Source organism: Dongia sp. (assembly GCF_041906375.1).
Taxonomy (GTDB): Bacteria; Pseudomonadota; Alphaproteobacteria; order Dongiales; family Dongiaceae; genus Dongia.
Genome location: NZ_JAYRJJ010000001.1, coordinates 743,144 through 759,620 on the forward strand (window position 1 = coordinate 743,144; position 16,477 = coordinate 759,620).

Genomic DNA, 16,477 nt, shown 5'->3' on the forward strand with positions numbered 1-16,477 from the left:
CGCGGTCAGGTAAAGTTCGGCCTCAGGCAAAATCCGGCGTCAGCGAGGATTGTGAGATCACCAGGATGCGCGTCACATTCTGCCCGTCGTCGGACAAGGGCAGGAAAAGCATTTCATCGTCATTGTAGCGACCGCCGGGGCCGACGAAGGGCGAATCGTCGTAGTGGGGCTGAGCGGCAAGGATGGTGCGGTCGTAGGATGCATAGGCCTCTTCGATCGACGGGCCGTAATAGGCCTCGGCCACGGATTTGCCGGTGGGATCCTGGCCGCGGATCTCGACCTCCTTGGTGCCTACCAGGCGATAGACATAGCGCCGGTTGTCGGGAACCACTTCGACGATGGTGAGATAGGGGAGGAGGCGGGGAATTTCGGTGGGGTCGATGTCGGCGCGGCTCGGCAAAGATCCGCCGCGGCATTTGCCCCGCCAGTATGTGTAGAGCTGGCGCACATTCTCCCCGGCACGTTCAAACCAGTCCGGCAGCTGATCGGTGATCGCCTGCTCCATGCCCCTCTGTCCCCAGCTACAGCCGTATCGGCATATGATCCTGCCCCAACAATTGTCATCCTGGCAAAGGTGCAAGCTATAAGCATCAGACAATTAGTCGTAGATCACTGTTTCACGTGAAACAAAACAAGAACATTTTGGTTATTCATCTACTTAGGTCAAGAGCGGCGCCCGGCTCGCGGCTCTAGCCGAGGGCGCCAAAAGGCATCGCCCCGCCGGCGGAGCCAGCGGGGCGATATCATGCGTTCTCTCGTCGATCTGGGTCGCCGGAGGGGCGACCGGAAGGCGGGACTAGAAGCCCTCGCGCTCCATGCGCTTGCGCATCAGCTTCCGGTAGCGGCGCACTGCTTCAGCCTGCTCGCGCGCCTTGCGCTCGGACGGCTTCTCATAGTTACGACGCATCTTCATTTCCCGGAAAATCCCTTCGCGCTGCATCTTCTTTTTGAGCGCGCGCAGGGCCTGATCGACATTGTTGTCACGGACGAGAACTTGCACGGTTTACCACGGCTCCTTTCGCCGATTGGAGTAGCATCAAAAACAAATAACCTTTTCGGGCACTCCAGTGGGAAGCCCGGCTCGGCGCATGCTCTACCACAGGGAAAGCGGCTTGTGAAGCCCTGGCGACTCATTTTAAAGGCCGCTCACCCCTTCCTAAACCCCTGTTTTATGGCCATATTCCCTCCGTGCAAGGAAAGAAGAGCCGATGGCCATCCTGAAAATCGCCCGTATGGGGCACCCGGTCCTGAAACGCGTCGCAGCACCTGTTTTGGACCCCACGGCGCCAGAAATACATAAACTTATCAATGATATGCTGGATACCCTGTCAGATATAGGCGGGGCCGGGCTGGCCGCCCCCCAGGTTCATGTGCCGCTGCGGGTGGTCATCTTCCATGTTCCCGGCGCGAGACTCGCCCGGGAAGACGGGACGGACGGCGAAGTGCCGGCCGGCGTGCCGCTCACGGCGCTCATCAACCCGGAAATCCAGCCCCTTTCCGACGAGCAGATCGACGGGCTGGAGGCCTGCCTCTCCGTGCCGGGGCTTGCCGGCATGGTGCCGCGCTTCCGGCACATCCGCTACCGGGCGCTGGCGCCGGACGGCAGCGTCATCGAACGCGAGGCGTCGGGCTTTCATGCCCGGGTCGTGCAGCATGAATGCGACCACCTCGACGGCATTCTCTATCCGATGCGCATGCGCGACATGTCGAGCTTGGGCTTCGTCGAGGAACTGCGCCGTTTTGAGGACAGGCAAGCGGAAGACTGAGGACCGAAGCGGAGATTGCCGCCTCGGCTCCCTTCGCAGCTTAGGATTTGAGATCCTTCGGCCCACCGAAGCCACCGCCCTTGGGCTTGTCCTTGAGGTCCTTCGGACCGCCGAAGCCGCCACCTTTCTTGCCCCCATTGCCATTTCCGGGGCCATCGGCGTTCTTGCTGCCTTTATCCTTCGCCCCATCGATCCCGGGCACCGTGATGCCATAGGTCGTCGCATAACAGGGCGTCAGCGAGGTAATCGTCACCGAGCCGGAGCGGCAGGTATAGCCGCGCTGGCTTTCGGCCGCGGCCGGGCTGGCGAAAGTGGCGAGCCCGGCGAGGGCGGCAAGGATAAACAGCGTGCTGGTCTTCATGGTCGTTCTCCTCTGGTAAGGATCGGGTTGCGGGTCATGGACGTCGTGTCCATGCCCATCCGTCGAGAGGGGGCGCGATGGGGTTTGCCGCACCTGTGAACAAGGTCACAAGCGCACACAGGGCCGGGAAAGGTGGCGATCGGGCGCCCGGCGTGGCAGACTGGGCCCAGGTTCAAGCTTGAGGTTTCGCGAGGAGCGTTTGGGTGACTGAAGTGGCGAAAGATCAGGGCGATTATGACTGGCAGGCCGATCGCGACAAGCTGGTCGATGCCGTCATGCCGCATGTCCAGTTCGACGGCTGGTCCGATGCCGCCTTCAAGGCCGGCGCGGCGGATGCCGGAATCGATCTGGCGCGGGCTCTCAACGCCTTTCCCGGCGGCATGGCCGAGGTGCTGGCCTATAACCATCGCCGCCATGACCAAGCGATGATCGATCAATGCGCGCTGGAAGCGGCGGCCGGTGGTCGCATGCGTGACCGCATCACCCGGGCTGTGCGCCTGCGACTGGAACTGGTGAGCCCGCAACGCGAAGCGGTCCGCGCCGGGCTATCCTTCCTGATGTTGCCCGAGAACGGCGCCCTCGGCCCTAAGCTACTTTACGGGACTGTCGATGCGATCTGGCTGGCGGTCGGCGACAAGTCGACGGATTTCAGTTTCTACACCAAGCGCGCCATCTTGGCCGCGGTCTATTCGGCGACGCTGCTTTATTGGCTGAACGATAAGAGCGATGGGCATGCCGCCACCTGGGCCTTCCTCGACCGGCGGATCGACGAGGTCATGAAGATTCCCCAGGTGAAGGGCCAGATGCGCGCGGCACTCGGTCGCCTGCCCAATCCGCTGCACTTCCTGCAGCGCGGTGCGGGGCCAGCGGGTGGCGAAGCGCTCCCCCTCGGCATGCGCCTGCGCCGCCGGCGCCGGGCCTGAGGCGTCAGCTCATGGAAGCCGACGCAACAAGCCAGGTCGGGGCGGCGGCGATCAATCTCGAATTCACGCATCTCGATCTGCGCCTTGCCACCGAGCTGCTGGTGGCGCTGGCGATCGGGCTCCTCATCGGGCTCGAGCGCGAATGGCGCAAGCTGGATGGCGACGAACACGACCGGATCGGCATCCGTACCTTCGGGCTGATGGGCTTGCTGGGTGGTCTCGCAGGTGCCTTGCAGGGCGCGGTCGGCGCCTGGCTCGTGCCGGCCACCATGCTGGCGATGGCGCTCCTGCTGGCAAACGATCGGCGCAAAGAAGCGGGCAAGGGCACCGTCACCCTGGCCGAGGACATGACCACGCTGGTTGCGGCCCTGGTGACGTTGCTGCTGGGTGTCATGGCGACGACCGGTGCCATCGAACTCGCGGTCGCCTGTGCCGTCATCGTGCTGGCCCTGCTTTATCTCAAGGCCACCATCCATGCGCTGGTGGGCAAGCTGACGCCGGAGGAATTGAAGGCGACGGTGCGCTTCCTCGTCATCTCGCTGGTGATCCTGCCGGTCCTGCCGGACCAGGGCTATGGCCCCTATGCGGTGCTCAATCCGCGCAACACCTGGCTGATGGTGGTGCTGATCTCGGCCATGTCCTTCATCGGCTATTTCGCCATTCGCGCCCTCGGGGCGGCGACCGGCGTGCTGGCGACCGGGTTCTTCGGCGGCATGGTTTCGTCGACGGCGACGACCGTTTCATTCGCCCGCCTTGCCGGGACGGCGCCGGCGCAGGGGCGCATCTTTGCCTCAGGCACCATTCTTGCCAATGTCGTGATGGCGGTCCGCGTCCTGATCCTGGCGGCAATCCTTGCGCCGAAACTTGCTTTGGCTCTGTTGCTGCCGCTTGGTCTTGCTGCGGTGGTCGCCGGCGTTTGCGTCGCCTTCATCTGGTACAACACCCGCAAGACGCCGGTCCTGAAGGACGAGGTCGCCGTCGCCAACCCGTTTGAGCTGGTCGAAGCCATCAAATTCGCGCTGCTGCTCACGGTCATTCTGCTGCTCGAGCGATTCCTGAGCGATCACTTCGGCGATGCGGGGCTTTATGTCCTGTCCTTGATCGCGGGCCTTGCCGACGTCGATGCCATCACACTCTCGGTCGCCAAGCACGCCAATATGGGCGGCGAGGCGCTGACAGGATCCGCAATCGCCATCCTTTTGGCGGTGGCATCGAATGCGATGGTGAAGGGGGTCATTGCCGCCCGCGCGGGTGGCATCTTCGCGCGCTGGACCATCGGTGCGATGTCGGCGATGGTCGTCGTGGCCGCCGCTGCGGCGGTGGCACAGGCTTATTTCTGATCGTCTTCTTCAGCGGGACCAGTCGGCTCCTTGCCAGTCAACTCCTTGCCGGCCAGCTCCTTGCCGGCCAGCAGTCGCGCCCGTCGCTCCGCTTCGCGCCGGTCATTAGCCTTTTCGGTCCCGCTGCGGCCGAATCGGACACGGTTCTCCGCCGCCTGACGATCCTCCGATTCGCGCAACTTTGCCTTCTTGAAGCGGTTGAGATTGACGATTTCGGCCAATTCGACCTCACGGAACTGTCATCCGGGGGAAATTACGGGAACCTTGCCCCACCTTCACTTGAAAGGTGATAATGGGCACAACTCAGCCCGCATTCAAGTGGGCGCCAATGATCGGGAGAGCCCTCATGAAGAAAGCGCTGAAGATCGGCGGCGGCATTCTTGCCGTCATCATCGTCTTGGCCCTGGTCGCACCGTTCTTCATCGACCTCAACAGCTATAAGGGGCTCATCGCCGAGAAGGCCAAGGAGGCCACCGGCCGCGATCTCGTCATCGATGGCGACATCTCGCTTTCGCTGCTGCCGATCCCATCGGTCTCAGTCGAGGGCATCAAGTTCGGCAACGCTGCCGAAGGGTCGGCTGCCAACATGGCCGAGATCGACAAGGTCAAGGTAAAGGTGGCCTTGATGCCGCTGCTCTCCGGCAAGGCGGAGATCAAGAGCATCGAACTGGTTAAGCCGACGATCATTCTGGAAAAACTGTCGGACGGCAAAGGCAATTGGGAAATAGCACCAGCAGCCGATGCAAGCGCGGCGGCACCGGCGACGGGCGCCGAGGGTGGCAGCAGCAATTTCGATCTTTCCATCGAAGGCGCCAGCATCACCGACGGCACGCTGGTCTATCGCGATCTCGCCACCGCAAGCGAGCAGCGCGTCGAGAATCTCAATGTCGACCTGTCGCTTGATAGCCTGCAGGGGCCGTTCAAGGCGACAGGTGGAGTGACGGCGATCGGCATGCCGTTGGGCTTCGACGTCGCCGTGGGCCGTCTCGATCCGGCGCAACCGATGCCGATCAACCTCACCTTGAAGATCGAAGATGCCGGCGCCACGATCGGCTTCTCGGGCAGTGCCGACCTCAAGGCCGCCGAAACGGCGGATCAGCCGATCGTCACCGGCAAGCTCACCGGCAAGGGTGACTCGGTTGCCAAGCTGATGGCCGTGCTTTCCGGCGGCAAAGCCGCCGAAGGGCCGTTGGCCCAGCCCTTCGCCCTCGACGGTGATGTCGTCGCCGGCAAGAGCGCCGCCGATCTCAAGAATTTCACGGCGAGCCTCGGCGACATGAATGCCAAGGGCTCGGTCGCTGCCAAGATGGGCGAGATGACGACGGTCGATGCCGATCTTGCCATCGGCCGTCTCGATCTCGACAAGCTGATGCCGGTCGGTGCGGCGCAGCCCGCCGAAAGCGCGCCGGCGGCCTCGACCGAACCAGCCGCCCCCGGCAGCTTCTCGCTGCCTGCAGGCATCAACGCCAATGCCAAAGTGACCGTCGATCAGGTGGTCTATCAGGGCAATGCCATCGACCAGGTGAAGCTGGTGGCGGCCTTGGCCGATGCCAAGCTCAACCTCAGCGAACTTTCCGCGCAATTGCCCGGTGCCGCCAAAGTGAAACTCGGCGGCACCTTGGAGGCGCAGAACGGTCAGCCGGCCTTTGCCGGCGGACTCGATCTCAATGCCGGCAATCTGCGCGCCCTCATTGATGCCTTCGCCAAGGGGGCCGTCGACAGCGTGCCGGGCGACCGGCTGCGCGCCTTCGCCCTCAACAGCCGTGTCACCTTCACGCCGACGCAGGTGGCGCTCTCCGACCTTGCCGCCAAGCTCGACGCCACCAAGATCGCCGGCGGCATCACCGTGGCGCTGCCGGACGGCAAGCAGCGCCAGCGCATGGCCTTCGGTGTCGGCCTCTCGGTCGACCAGATGAATCTCGACGGCTATATGCCGAAGAAGGCGGCCGAAGCGGCACCGGCTGCCACCACCGACAAGCCGGCCGATATCGGCGGCAATCCCTTGAAGGCCCTGGCGCCGCTGGGCGATCTCGACGCCAATATTGAACTGCGCGCCGGCGCCCTGACGATGAATGAGCAGCAGATCAAAAAGCTGCATGCGCTAGTGGGCCTGGCCGGTGGTGTGCTCACCATCGAAGACCTCTCGGTTGGCGATCTGATGGGTGGCAAAGGCGCCATCAAAGGCCAGATTGTCGAACTGAAAGGCAATCCACGCTTCGATCTCGATTTCGACGTGACGGCGAAGGACGCCAACAAGCTGGCGCAGATGGCAGGTACCGCACCGGCCGGCAAGCTGGGTGCGCTCGATCTCAAGGGCAAGGCCTCAGGCGGCGGCGATGACGTTTCCTATGACGTCGCCATGAAGATGACCGGCATCGGCCTCAACGGCACCGCCAAGGGCGGCGCTGCGGGCCTGCTCGCCGGCGGTATCCCGCGCATCAATTCGACTTTCGACATCCAGATCGACAAGCTGGCGCCGCTGGTCGCGATGAGCGGCGGCGAGGGCGACAAGTCGACCCAGTTGAAGGCGGCCGACAATCTGGGTGCCGTCAGCTTCAAAGGGACAGCGCAGAGCGGTACCGACGATCTGGCCTATGACGTCGACCTGTTGCTGTCGGGTATCGGCGGCGCGGGCAAGCTGTCCGGTAAGATCATCGGCATCTCCGGGACACCCTCGGTCGACACCACGCTCGATCTCCGTGCCGACCGGCCGGCGCCCCTGCTGCAGCTTGCGGGCCTTGCCGGTCCGAAGGCTCAGGCGATGGGCGCACTGGCCGCCAAGGGTTCGCTGAAGGGCGGGGCCGACGATCTCAACCTCGACCTCGGACTGCAGGCCGCAGGTGCCACGGCCAAGCTCGCCGGCAATATCAAGGCCAAGGCCGAGCCGATGGCCTTCGATCTCAGCCTGCAGGCGAGCCATCCGGAATTCACCCAACTGCTGGCGCTGGCCGACATGCCGAGTTCCGGCACCAAGGCCGGGCCATTGGCCCTCCAGGCCAAGGCCAGCGGCACGACGCAGAAGGCCTCTGTCTCCGGCCTCGATTTTAAATGGGGCGATTCCAGCCTCGCCGGCGAAGCCGATTACGACGCTACGGGCGCCAAGCCGATGATCAAGGCGAACCTCTCGGGCGGCACGGTCAATCTGGTGCCCTTCATGGGCAGCGGCGGGGCCAAGAAGGCCTCGGCGCCGGCCGGCTCCAGCGGCGGCGCGCCCTGGTCCAACGAACCGCTCGACCTCTCGGCCCTCAAGGGCCAGGACGCCGATGTGGATTTCAAGGCCGATTCATTGATCCTGCCCGACCAGCGCATCGACAACATCGTCGCCAAGCTGACGGTGAAGGACGGTGTCCTCAACATCAGCACGCTGACCGGCAACATCTATGGCGGCGCCTTCAACCTCTCCGGCACATCGGTCGATGCGCGCACCACGCCGCAGATTGCCGCCAAAGTGGCCGTCGACAAGATCCAGATCGGTCAATTGCTGGGCGGCGGCATTGCCGGCAATCAGCTGAAAGGTCCGCTCTCGCTCAACCTCGATCTCACCGGTGCCGGCGAAAGCCAGGCGGCGATCGTGCGCTCGCTCACCGGCAAGGGCGATCTTGGCGGCACCATGATGATCATCGGCAAGGTCGAGCAGACGGTAGGTTCCGCCCTGCTCGGCGTGCTGGGTCAGAAGGTGAAGCAGGTGAAGGGTATCGCCGACAGCATCAATGGCGTGATCGGTTCCTATATGGGGGTCGATAACCAGCTCTCCGGCACCTTCAACATCGCCCAGGGTGTCCTCGATACGCAGGACTTTGCCTTCGCCAACCCGAAAGCGCGCGGCACGGCCAAGGGCCAGGTCGATCTCGGCGCCTGGGCGCTCAACATGCTGGTCGATCTTTTCGGCCAGCAGGCGGAGCAGGCCTTCATGAGCATCAACCTGACCGGTCCGGTGAATAGCCCGACGCCGGCCTTCTCCGGCAACGGGGCGGCTGGCGCTGCGGGTGCCGCAGGCAGCCTTGTGCCCGGCCTCAACCTGCCTGGGATCGGTGCTATTCCCGGCCTTGGTGGTGTTACGGGAACGACGGGCACCACAGGTGAACCGGGGGCCGCAACGGCACCGGCCGGTGGCCTCCTCGAACAGGTCCCGGGCGTGGGCGATCTGTTGGGGGGCAAGAAGAAGAAAAAGGATGCGGCCGCACCGGCTGCGGTCGAGCCGGGTGCCGTGATCGAACCGGGCGCAGCGGTGCCGGCAGAGGTTGCACCGGCTGAAGCCGCTCCTGCTGAAGCCGCCCCTGCTGAAGTCGCTCCGGCGGTGGAGCCTGGGGCCGCGGCGCCGGCGGAAGCAGCACCGGCGGAAGCAGCACCAGCCGAGGCGGCGCCTGCGCCGGCCGAGGAAGCGCCTGCAGTGGAACCGGGTGCGGCACCGGCTGAGGCGGTACCCGCCGAAGCAGCGCCAGCCGAGGCGGCACCCGCCGAAGCAGCACCTGCTGAAGCAGCACCGGCGGAAGCGGTTCCTGCCGAACCGGCACCGGAGCAGTTGCTGCCGCCGGCGACGAGTGAGGCCGAGCCCGGCGCCACGCCGCCGGCGCAATAACGGCCGTTAGTCCGCCTTCCGGTTTGTCAGCACGAAGACGCGGATGGCACTGGAAAGATTGGGCGCGCCGGGATCATCCCCGCGCGCCCGATCTATGTCGGCGATGAGGGCGGCCACGGAGCTTTTCCGCGCCATGGCGATTTCCTTCAGCGCATCCCAGAATGCGTGCTCAAGCGTCACCGACGTGCTGTGTCCGGCGACATTGACGGAGCGTTTCCTGAGCGCGGTGGGAGAGGTCAATCTAAGTCCCCCTCACCCCAACCCCTCTCCCGCAAGGGGAGCGGGGCTTTGTATGCGTGCTCGTTAGAAACTCCCTCTCCCCTTGCGGGAGAGGGCCGGGGTGAGGGGGAGTTGCCGGTCTCGGGCTTCACTTCGGCCCGAGCATGTCCTGCGGGCGGACCCATTTGTCGAATTGCTCGGCGGTGAGAAGTCCCAGGGCGAGGGCCGCTTCCTTGAGGCTGGTGCCTTCCTTATGCGCCTTCTTTGCCACCTTCGCGGCGTTGTCATAGCCGATATGGGTGTTGAGCGCCGTCACCAGCATGAGCGATTGTTCCAGCGACTGCTTGATGCGCGGCAGATTGGGCGTGATGCCGGCCACGCAATTGTCTGTGAAGCTCACCGCCGCATCGGCGATGAGCTGGCCGGATTGCAGCACGTTGTGGATGATGACCGGCTTGAACACGTTGAGCTCGAGATGGCCGTTGGAACCGGAGACGGTGACGGCGACATTGTTGCCCATGATCTGGGCGCAGACCATCGTCATGGCTTCGGCCTGGGTCGGGTTGACCTTGCCCGGCATGATGGAAGAGCCCGGCTCGTTTTCCGGCAGGTTGATCTCAGCGAGGCCCGAACGCGGGCCGGAGCCCAGCAGGCGGATGTCGTTGGCGATCTTCATCAGCGAGACGGCGATGACGTTGTAGACGCCGGAAATTTCGACGAAGACGTCATGGGCGGCCATGCCCTCGAACTTGTTGGCGGCCGTCTTGTATTTCTGCCCCGTCAGCTTGGCGAGCTCGTCGGCGAAGGCCTTGTCGAAGCCCTTGGCGGCGTTGAGGCCGGTGCCGACCGCCGTGCCGCCCTGCGGGACGGAGAGGAGGCGTGGCGCCGTCGCCATGATGCGGTCGATGCCGAAGCGGATCTGTGCGGCGTAGGCCGAGAATTCCTGGCCGAGCGTCACCGGCGTCGCGTCCTGCAGATGGGTGCGGCCGATCTTGATGATCTTGGCAAATTCCTTGGCCTTTTTTTCCAAGGCGTCAGCAAGATGGTCGAGCGCCGGCACGACGTCATTGGCGATCTGATGGACAGCGGCGATATGCATCGCGGTCGGGAAGCTGTCATTCGACGACTGGCCGTAATTGACCTGATCGTTGGGATGGATCGGCTTCTTGTCGCCACGCTTGCCGCCCAGCAGCTCGTTGGCGCGGTTGGCCAGCACTTCGTTGACGTTCATGTTGGTCTGCGTGCCGGAGCCGGTCTGCCAGACGACCAGGGGGAAATGATCGTCGAGGGCACCGTCGGCCACTTCGCCCGCCGCCACGACAATCGCCTTGCCGAGCTTCTTGTCGAGCTTGCCGAGCTTCATGTTCGCCAGCGCGGCTGCCTGCTTCAGCGTGCCGAAGGCGCGGATGACGCCCACTGGCATGCGCTGGCCGCCGATCTTGAAGTTCTGCAAGCTGCGCTGGGTCTGGGCGCCCCACAGCTTGTCGGCCGGCACTTCGATCTGGCCCATGGAATCGGATTCAATACGCGTTGCCGGCTTCTTCGCCATAACTGGTCTCCCAAGGAAATGAACGGTGATGGGCCCGTTCTAGCGATTTTCGGGAGGCTTAGGAAGGGCGCCGGAGGAAGATCGGGCCGAACCCGGCAACGATTCCCATGGCCGAAAAGGCGATTATCCAGCCCAGGCGCGTGTCGGCGCCGAACAGGTCCAGGATGGCGCCTGCGGCAAGTGGTCCCAGGGAGGCGCCGGCGAAGCCCAGCAGGGTATGCAGCGCCATGGTGGCGCCCTTGGCTTCGGGCGGCGCGCTCTCGACGGCGCCGGCGGTCAACGTGGCACTGTCGGCGCTGACCGTGACCGTATAAAGCGCGAGGAGCCCGAGCACGGCGGCGAAGGGCCAGGCGATGCTCCAGCCGATCATCAGGCTGAGAAGGGCCGAGGCCGGCATGATGAAGACGAGCCAGCGCCGCCGGCCGATGCGCAGGGCGATTTCGTTACCGATGACGCTGGCCGGCAGGCCCAGCGCGAGCACGAGGCCGCCCCAACTGGTGAGGCTGGTATCGGCCGAAGCGGCGAGGCTGCCGGTCGAGGCCATCACCAGAAAGGCGATGAGCCAGGAGCGGAAGCCGTAGAGTTCCCACATGTGGAGCGCATAAGCGAGCGAGTAGCCGCGCGCCGTCTGGTTGCGCCAGGCCAGCAACAGGCGCCGCCACAAAGGTTGCGCACCATGCGTGCTTCTGGCGACTCTCTCGACATTGCCGAAGACGAGCGGGATGGCGAGCAGGCCCAATCCGGCGGCGACGTAAAACGGCGCCTGCCAGCCGAAGCGGTGCCCGACCATGCCGGCCAGGATCGTGGAAAGGCTGGCACCCAGGCCGAAGGTCGCCATGTAGAAGGCGATGGCGCGGTTCCCGGCGATCCCGCTCACCCGTTCGGTGAGAAGCTTCAATCCGGGCATGAAGGTGCCGGCAAGCCCCATGCCGGCGAGGAAACGCGTGACGCTGCCGCTGACGATACCATCGCCGAGCAGGGCCGTGCCCAGATTGCCGATCACCGCCACCAGCGTGCTGAAGAGATAGATATAGCGGGCATCGCGCCGATCGGTCATGGCGACCAGGAAGGGAACGCTGGCGAGATAGCCGACCAGGAAGGCACCTTCGATGATGCCGGCTTCGGTATTGCTGAGGTGCCACGCCGCCTGCAGGGTGGGGAGGAGAGCTGCAAAGACGCTGAAACCCGCCATGTTGGCCAGGAGTGCCGCGCACATGGCGAGGCCCAGGCGCAAAGCGGCGGGCCGGCTCATAGGAAGGGGTTGCGGGACCGGGCCGGTTTGCCGACGCTCTTCCGGCGTACCGGCTTCGCCTTCTGGGCGCGCTTGCTGGCGGCAAGCGCTTCCGCCGCCCACACCTGGAGTTTGCCCGCATCGCGCAGGATCTTTTCCGGGCAGCGCCAATAGCTGGCGATGGTCGTCTCGCCGCGGGCGGTCGCATAGCGGAACGGCTCGCTTCCGGCAGCTTCGCAGGCGGGGCGGTTTTTGTCATCGACCTTGAGGAACACCTGGTCCCAAGCCATCAGGCCGAAGATCATCCCATCGATGTAAAGACCAAAGCCACCGAACATAGGCCGCGCCCTGAAGGGGCCGAGCGGGGCCAGCTTGGCACCCAAGGCGGCGACAAGCTTGTTTTCGGCGGCTTTCGACATGTCAGCCGACCTGCGGCAGGTTTAAACGGCAATGCGTCAGCACGAAATCAGCGATGGCGGTTACATCGTTGAGGTCAATCACCGGCAGCTTGGTCTCGGCAACCGGCCCGTCGCTCAGGACCGCGACATAGGTGGGATCCGTGGCCGAAAGCAACGGCTTGCCGTTGGCGCTGCGATAGATTTCGAGCTTGTCATGCGGTTCCTGCTTGAAGCCCTCGATCAGCAGCAGATCAACCGGACTCATGTGGCGGATGAGTTCCGCCACATCCGGCTCGGGGGTATCGCGCAGCTCATGCATCAAGGCCCAGCGTTTGCCGGATGATACCATCACTTCTGTGGCACCCGCTTCGCGGTGGACGTATGAATCCTTGCCCGGTGTGTCTACGTCAAAGACGTGATGCGCGTGCTTCATGGTGGAAACGCGCAGGCCCCGCGCCGTGAGTTCGGGAATGAGCTTGGCGAGCAAGGTTGTCTTGCCGGCGCCGCTCCATCCGGCAATGCCCAGGATGCGCATCTAGATCGACTGCCCGTCTGCCATGTGCTTAATGCCGACGCGCAGGTAATCGTAACCGGTCATGACGGTCAGCACCGCGGCGATCCACAGCAGCACGTCGCCGATGAGCGTCACCGGCAGCCAGTCCGGACCCGCCGCGCCGACGATGAGAAAGCCCAGCGCCACCATCTGCACCGTCGTCTTCCATTTCGCTAGCATCGAGACCGGCACGCCGATCTTGATGGTCGCCAGATATTCGCGCAGGCCCGAGACCATGATTTCGCGGCACATGATGATAAGGGCCGGCAGCACCGACCACCCGCTGATCTGCTGCGTCGCCGTCATCGCCATGAGAATGGCGCCCACCACCAGCTTGTCGGCGATCGGGTCCAGGAAGCGGCCCAGAGCCGAAACCTGGTCCATGCGGCGGGCGATATAGCCATCAAAGAAATCGGTGATGCAGGCGATGGCGTAAAGCACCAGGGCCGTCCAGCGGAATACCGGCTGCTCGAAGAAGAGCAGGGCGGTGATGAGCGGAATGGCGGCGATCCGCGACAGGGTCAGGATATTGGCAATGTTCGGCATGGCGGCTTTCGGGCGGAATAGACGGAGAAAAGCTATAGGTTTCCGGCCGGACGATAGCAGGAACACCTTCCCGTGTCACAGGGTGCGGCTGCGCCGTTTCGCTGCATCGCGAAAAGGTGATCCCGCCATCGATACTCCATCAATTGGGGTGGAAATGGTCGTAGATGACTTTGGCCACCGTTTCCGAAATGCCGGGGACGGAGGCAAGGTCGGTCAAGCCCGCCTGCGCCACGGCCCGGGCCGAACCGAAATGCATCAACAGGGCCTTCTTGCGCTTGGCGCCGATGCCGGCCACTTCGTCGAGCGGCGATTTAGCAATGTCGGCCGAGCGTTTCGCGCGGTGCGTGCCGATGGCAAAGCGGTGCGCCTCGTCACGCAAGCGCTGCAGGTAATAGAGCACCGGATGCTTGGGATCGAGACTGAAGGGTTCGCGCCCCGGCATGAAGAAGCGTTCGCGCCCGGCATTGCGGTCCGGGCCTTTGGCGATCGACGCCACGGCGACATCGTCGATGCCAAGTTCGGCAAAGACCTCCAGCGTCACGCTGAGCTGTCCCTGGCCGCCGTCGATGAGGACGAGATCGGGCCAGCTCGCATGCGTGTCGTCGGGATCTTCCTTCAGCGCCCGCGTGAAGCGGCGGGTGAGCACCTGGCGCATCATGGCGTAATCGTCGCCGGGTTCGATCGGCGCTTCGCCGGCCTCCTCATTGGCGGGCTTGATGCTGAACTTGCGATACTGGTTCTTCATGAAACCGTCGGGGCCGGCCACGATCATGCAGCCATAGGCGTTGGTGCCGGAGATATGGCTGTTGTCGTAGACTTCGATGCGCTTGGGCGGCGTCTCCAGGTCGAAGATCTCGGCCATGCCGGTCATCAGCTTGGCCTGGGAAGCGCTTTCCGCCATGCGCCGGGCGAGTGCCTCCTTGGCGTTGGCCATGGCATGCTCGACAGGCTTTCTCTTGTCGCCGCGCTTGGGCTCCAGGATTTCGACCTTGGCACCGGCGCGCAGGGAGAGCGCTTCGGTCAGCAGCTCGATTTCTGCCGGCATCTCGTTGACGAGGATCAGGCGCGGCGGCGTCTTGTTCTCATAGAATTGGGCGAGGAAGGCGGCCAGGATCTCCGGCGGCTCCGTGGTCTTGTCATGGGCCGGGAAATAGGCGCGGTTGCCGTAATTGCCGTGGTTTCTGAAGAAGAAGACCTGGATGCAGGTGTGGCCGCTTTCATGATAGGCGGCGACGATATCGGCTTCCTCGACGCCTTCGAGATAGATGTCCTGCCGGCTCTGGATGAGGGCGAAGGCCTGCAGGCGGTCGCGCAGCTTGGCGGCATGCTCGAATTCCAGTGCATCGGAGGCCTTCTGCATCTCGGCGCCCAGGCGCTGCTTGACCTTGTCGCTCTTGCCGGTGAGGAAGTCGCGTGCCTCCTCGACCAGATCGGCATAGGCCTCCTTGGAAATGCGACCGACGCAGGGCGCCGAGCAGCGCTTGATCTGATACTGCAGGCACGGGCGCGTGCGGCTGGCGAAGATGGAATCCGAACAGGGCCGCAGCAGGAAGGCGCGCTGCAGGGCAACGATGGTCCGGTTGACCGCGCCCGCACTTGCGAAGGGACCGAAATACTGACCGGGCCGGTTCCGGGCGCCGCGATGCTTGGTGATCTGCGGCGCCTCATGGTCGGCGGTGATCAGGATATAGGGGAAGCTCTTGTCGTCGCGCAGCAGCACGTTGAAGCGCGGGCGGTAGCGCTTGATCAGATTGGCTTCCAGCAACAGCGCCTCGACCTCGGTATGGGTCGTCATGAATTCCATGGTCGCCGTTTCGGCGATCATGCGCTGGATACGGTTTGCCTGCCGATTGGGCAGGGTATAGGACGTGACCCGTTTCTTCAGATCCTTGGCTTTGCCGACGTAAAGGACCTCGCCCGCCGTCGAAATCATTCGATAGCAGCCGGGGGAATTGGGCAGGGTACGGACCTTGGCCTTGATGACCGAGACGCCATGGGCAAGCCGGCCCACGCCCTTGGGGCGCTGGGCGGCATCGGTTGGTGTCTCGAATTCGTCGAGATCCGTCTCGTCCGACTGTGGATGTTCTGGATCGTCAATCATGCGCATCGGCTTGTCGCAAAAGGAATTATGGAGGGCCCAAACGGGTCGCTGACAGGCCGGCTTCCGACCCCTCTGCGGCACCCATTCCTGCCCGGCAAAAACTACCATGGCTAGGCAGCTTCGGTAACTTCAGGGATATCCACCATTTCTGTGGATAAGTCTGTCGATATCGCCGGAAGCTTTCTCCGACTGGTCCCAGAATCAAGCATTCCACGTTTCTGCACAAAAATTAGGCAAAAACTCCAACTCATTGATTTAAATGAGATTATATGGATGTACTTGCAACAAGTCGGTCATGAATGGGATTCAGTCTTGACTCCCGCGGCCCCATCGGACTCGCCGATTCCGATGTGAACAACTTGGCTCAGGAATCGGCCGATAGAGTCCTGAAAGGCTTAACTTTTGGTGAATCGGTCAGGAATTTATTGGCTCCAACGCGGTTAAAATAACGTGTCAGGGGACCCCTCGGCAGGGGTCAGCGGGCGACCCGGGTCCGCTCGATTTCCACGCCGACGCTGTAGGCCTCCTTGAAGACGTCCAGCTTGTCGATCCGGACCTTGGCGGTGAGGACCCGGTGGTCGCTGAGGCAGACATCGGCGATGCGGTCAGCCAGGGTCTCGACCAGGTTGATATGGCCGTCCGCGACGACCGCCTTGATGCCCATGACGGCCGTGGCGTAGCAGACCACATTATCCACGTCGTCATTGATGGCCGGATGCTCGACACAGGTCAGTTCGACATTGATCTGGACGCGCTGCTGCGCCAGGCGCTCATGCTGGTGGATGCCGATGCTGCAGGGCAGGATCAGGTCGCGGATGAAGACGCGCATGGTGCGCACGGGGGCGGCATTCGGCAAAGGTGTAACTTTTTCCAACGGATTCATGGTCCCGGGACCTCCAATTTCCTAACTG

At 63.6% G+C, this 16,477-nt stretch carries 16 protein-coding genes; 4 read left to right on the top strand and 12 right to left on the bottom strand.

Annotated elements, in window-relative coordinates:
• Positions 1–22: 22 nt before the first annotated feature.
• Both ACE3OA_RS03390 and rpsU read right to left on the bottom strand, forming a co-directional pair.
• Positions 23–505, bottom strand: coding sequence for a PAS domain-containing protein (locus ACE3OA_RS03390; protein ID WP_374307874.1), 483 nt, complete (start codon positions 503–505; stop codon positions 23–25).
• A 291-nt stretch (positions 506–796) separates the two neighbouring features.
• On the bottom strand, positions 797–1,000 hold the full coding sequence (gene rpsU, locus ACE3OA_RS03395) for a 30S ribosomal protein S21 (protein ID WP_320499157.1): 204 nt from the start codon (positions 998–1,000) through the stop codon (positions 797–799).
• 208 nt (positions 1,001–1,208) lie between these two features.
• Between rpsU and ACE3OA_RS03400 the strand changes: the two genes are divergently transcribed.
• Positions 1,209–1,766, top strand: coding sequence for a peptide deformylase (locus tag ACE3OA_RS03400; RefSeq protein WP_374307876.1), 558 nt, complete (start codon positions 1,209–1,211; stop codon positions 1,764–1,766).
• A 40-nt stretch (positions 1,767–1,806) separates the two neighbouring features.
• On the opposite strand, the gene ACE3OA_RS03405 is transcribed toward ACE3OA_RS03400, so the two are convergent.
• Entirely contained in the window at positions 1,807–2,127 is a 321-nt protein-coding gene (locus ACE3OA_RS03405) for a hypothetical protein (RefSeq protein WP_374307878.1), read from the bottom strand.
• Positions 2,128–2,330: 203 nt separating this feature from the next.
• On the opposite strand from ACE3OA_RS03405, the gene ACE3OA_RS03410 reads away from it, so the two are divergent.
• Positions 2,331–3,050, top strand: coding sequence for a COQ9 family protein (locus tag ACE3OA_RS03410; protein WP_374307880.1), 720 nt, complete (start codon positions 2,331–2,333; stop codon positions 3,048–3,050).
• An 11-nt stretch (positions 3,051–3,061) separates the two neighbouring features.
• Positions 3,062–4,390, top strand: coding sequence for an MgtC/SapB family protein (locus ACE3OA_RS03415; protein ID WP_374307882.1), 1,329 nt, complete (start codon positions 3,062–3,064; stop codon positions 4,388–4,390).
• Here ACE3OA_RS03415 and ACE3OA_RS03420 read toward each other — a convergent pair.
• Positions 4,381–4,611 (bottom strand): DUF4169 family protein, encoded by a 231-nt coding sequence (locus ACE3OA_RS03420; protein ID WP_374307884.1) that lies wholly within the window; start codon positions 4,609–4,611, stop codon positions 4,381–4,383. The genes ACE3OA_RS03415 and ACE3OA_RS03420 overlap by 10 nt on opposite strands.
• Before the next feature lie 125 nt (positions 4,612–4,736).
• On the opposite strand from ACE3OA_RS03420, the gene ACE3OA_RS03425 reads away from it, so the two are divergent.
• The gene (locus tag ACE3OA_RS03425) at positions 4,737–8,969 is read left to right on the top strand and encodes an AsmA family protein (protein ID WP_374307886.1); all 4,233 of its coding nucleotides are present in this window, start codon (positions 4,737–4,739) and stop codon (positions 8,967–8,969) included.
• 6 nt (positions 8,970–8,975) lie between these two features.
• On the opposite strand, the gene ACE3OA_RS03430 is transcribed toward ACE3OA_RS03425, so the two are convergent.
• From ACE3OA_RS03430 to ACE3OA_RS03465, 8 genes are all read right to left on the bottom strand, one after another.
• Positions 8,976–9,209 carry a ribbon-helix-helix domain-containing protein gene (locus ACE3OA_RS03430; RefSeq protein ID WP_374307888.1) on the bottom strand — a complete coding sequence of 78 codons (234 nt, stop codon included), beginning with the start codon at positions 9,207–9,209 and terminating at the stop codon, positions 8,976–8,978.
• Positions 9,210–9,336: 127 nt separating this feature from the next.
• Positions 9,337–10,737, bottom strand: a complete 1,401-nt coding sequence (gene fumC / locus ACE3OA_RS03435; protein ID WP_374307890.1) for a class II fumarate hydratase — start codon at positions 10,735–10,737, stop codon at positions 9,337–9,339.
• 58 nt (positions 10,738–10,795) lie between these two features.
• Entirely contained in the window at positions 10,796–11,989 is a 1,194-nt protein-coding gene (locus ACE3OA_RS03440) for an MFS transporter (protein ID WP_374307893.1), read from the bottom strand.
• Complete coding sequence (locus ACE3OA_RS03445) at positions 11,986–12,387, bottom strand: TfoX/Sxy family protein (RefSeq protein ID WP_374307896.1); 402 nt, start codon at positions 12,385–12,387, stop codon at positions 11,986–11,988. The genes ACE3OA_RS03440 and ACE3OA_RS03445 overlap by 4 nt, the downstream gene beginning before the upstream one ends.
• Position 12,388: 1 nt before the next feature.
• Positions 12,389–12,901, bottom strand: a complete 513-nt coding sequence (gene mobB, locus ACE3OA_RS03450) for a molybdopterin-guanine dinucleotide biosynthesis protein B (RefSeq protein ID WP_374307898.1) — start codon at positions 12,899–12,901, stop codon at positions 12,389–12,391.
• Positions 12,902–13,465: a CDP-diacylglycerol--glycerol-3-phosphate 3-phosphatidyltransferase gene (gene pgsA, locus ACE3OA_RS03455; protein ID WP_374307900.1), complete on the bottom strand. Its 564-nt coding sequence runs from the start codon at positions 13,463–13,465 to the stop codon at positions 12,902–12,904. It abuts the gene before it with no gap.
• 139 nt (positions 13,466–13,604) lie between these two features.
• On the bottom strand, positions 13,605–15,566 hold the full coding sequence (gene uvrC, locus ACE3OA_RS03460; RefSeq protein ID WP_374307903.1) for an excinuclease ABC subunit UvrC: 1,962 nt from the start codon (positions 15,564–15,566) through the stop codon (positions 13,605–13,607).
• Between the two features lie 475 nt (positions 15,567–16,041).
• Positions 16,042–16,449: a dihydroneopterin aldolase gene (locus ACE3OA_RS03465; protein ID WP_374307906.1), complete on the bottom strand. Its 408-nt coding sequence runs from the start codon at positions 16,447–16,449 to the stop codon at positions 16,042–16,044.
• Between the last annotated feature and the right edge of the window lie 28 nt (positions 16,450–16,477).

Coding starts and splice junctions, on each gene's coding strand:
- uvrC (WP_374307903.1), bottom strand. CDS start 15,566: ATGATTGACGATCCAGAACATCCACAGTCGGACGAGACGGATCTCGAC.
- ACE3OA_RS03440 (WP_374307893.1), bottom strand. CDS start 11,989: ATGAGCCGGCCCGCCGCTTTGCGCCTGGGCCTCGCCATGTGCGCGGCA.
- pgsA (WP_374307900.1), bottom strand. CDS start 13,465: ATGCCGAACATTGCCAATATCCTGACCCTGTCGCGGATCGCCGCCATT.
- ACE3OA_RS03405 (WP_374307878.1), bottom strand. CDS start 2,127: ATGAAGACCAGCACGCTGTTTATCCTTGCCGCCCTCGCCGGGCTCGCC.
- ACE3OA_RS03400 (WP_374307876.1), top strand. CDS start 1,209: ATGGCCATCCTGAAAATCGCCCGTATGGGGCACCCGGTCCTGAAACGC.
- fumC (WP_374307890.1), bottom strand. CDS start 10,737: ATGGCGAAGAAGCCGGCAACGCGTATTGAATCCGATTCCATGGGCCAG.
- ACE3OA_RS03415 (WP_374307882.1), top strand. CDS start 3,062: ATGGAAGCCGACGCAACAAGCCAGGTCGGGGCGGCGGCGATCAATCTC.
- ACE3OA_RS03465 (WP_374307906.1), bottom strand. CDS start 16,449: ATGAATCCGTTGGAAAAAGTTACACCTTTGCCGAATGCCGCCCCCGTG.
- ACE3OA_RS03425 (WP_374307886.1), top strand. CDS start 4,737: ATGAAGAAAGCGCTGAAGATCGGCGGCGGCATTCTTGCCGTCATCATC.
- mobB (WP_374307898.1), bottom strand. CDS start 12,901: ATGCGCATCCTGGGCATTGCCGGATGGAGCGGCGCCGGCAAGACAACC.
- ACE3OA_RS03445 (WP_374307896.1), bottom strand. CDS start 12,387: ATGTCGAAAGCCGCCGAAAACAAGCTTGTCGCCGCCTTGGGTGCCAAG.
- ACE3OA_RS03390 (WP_374307874.1), bottom strand. CDS start 505: ATGGAGCAGGCGATCACCGATCAGCTGCCGGACTGGTTTGAACGTGCC.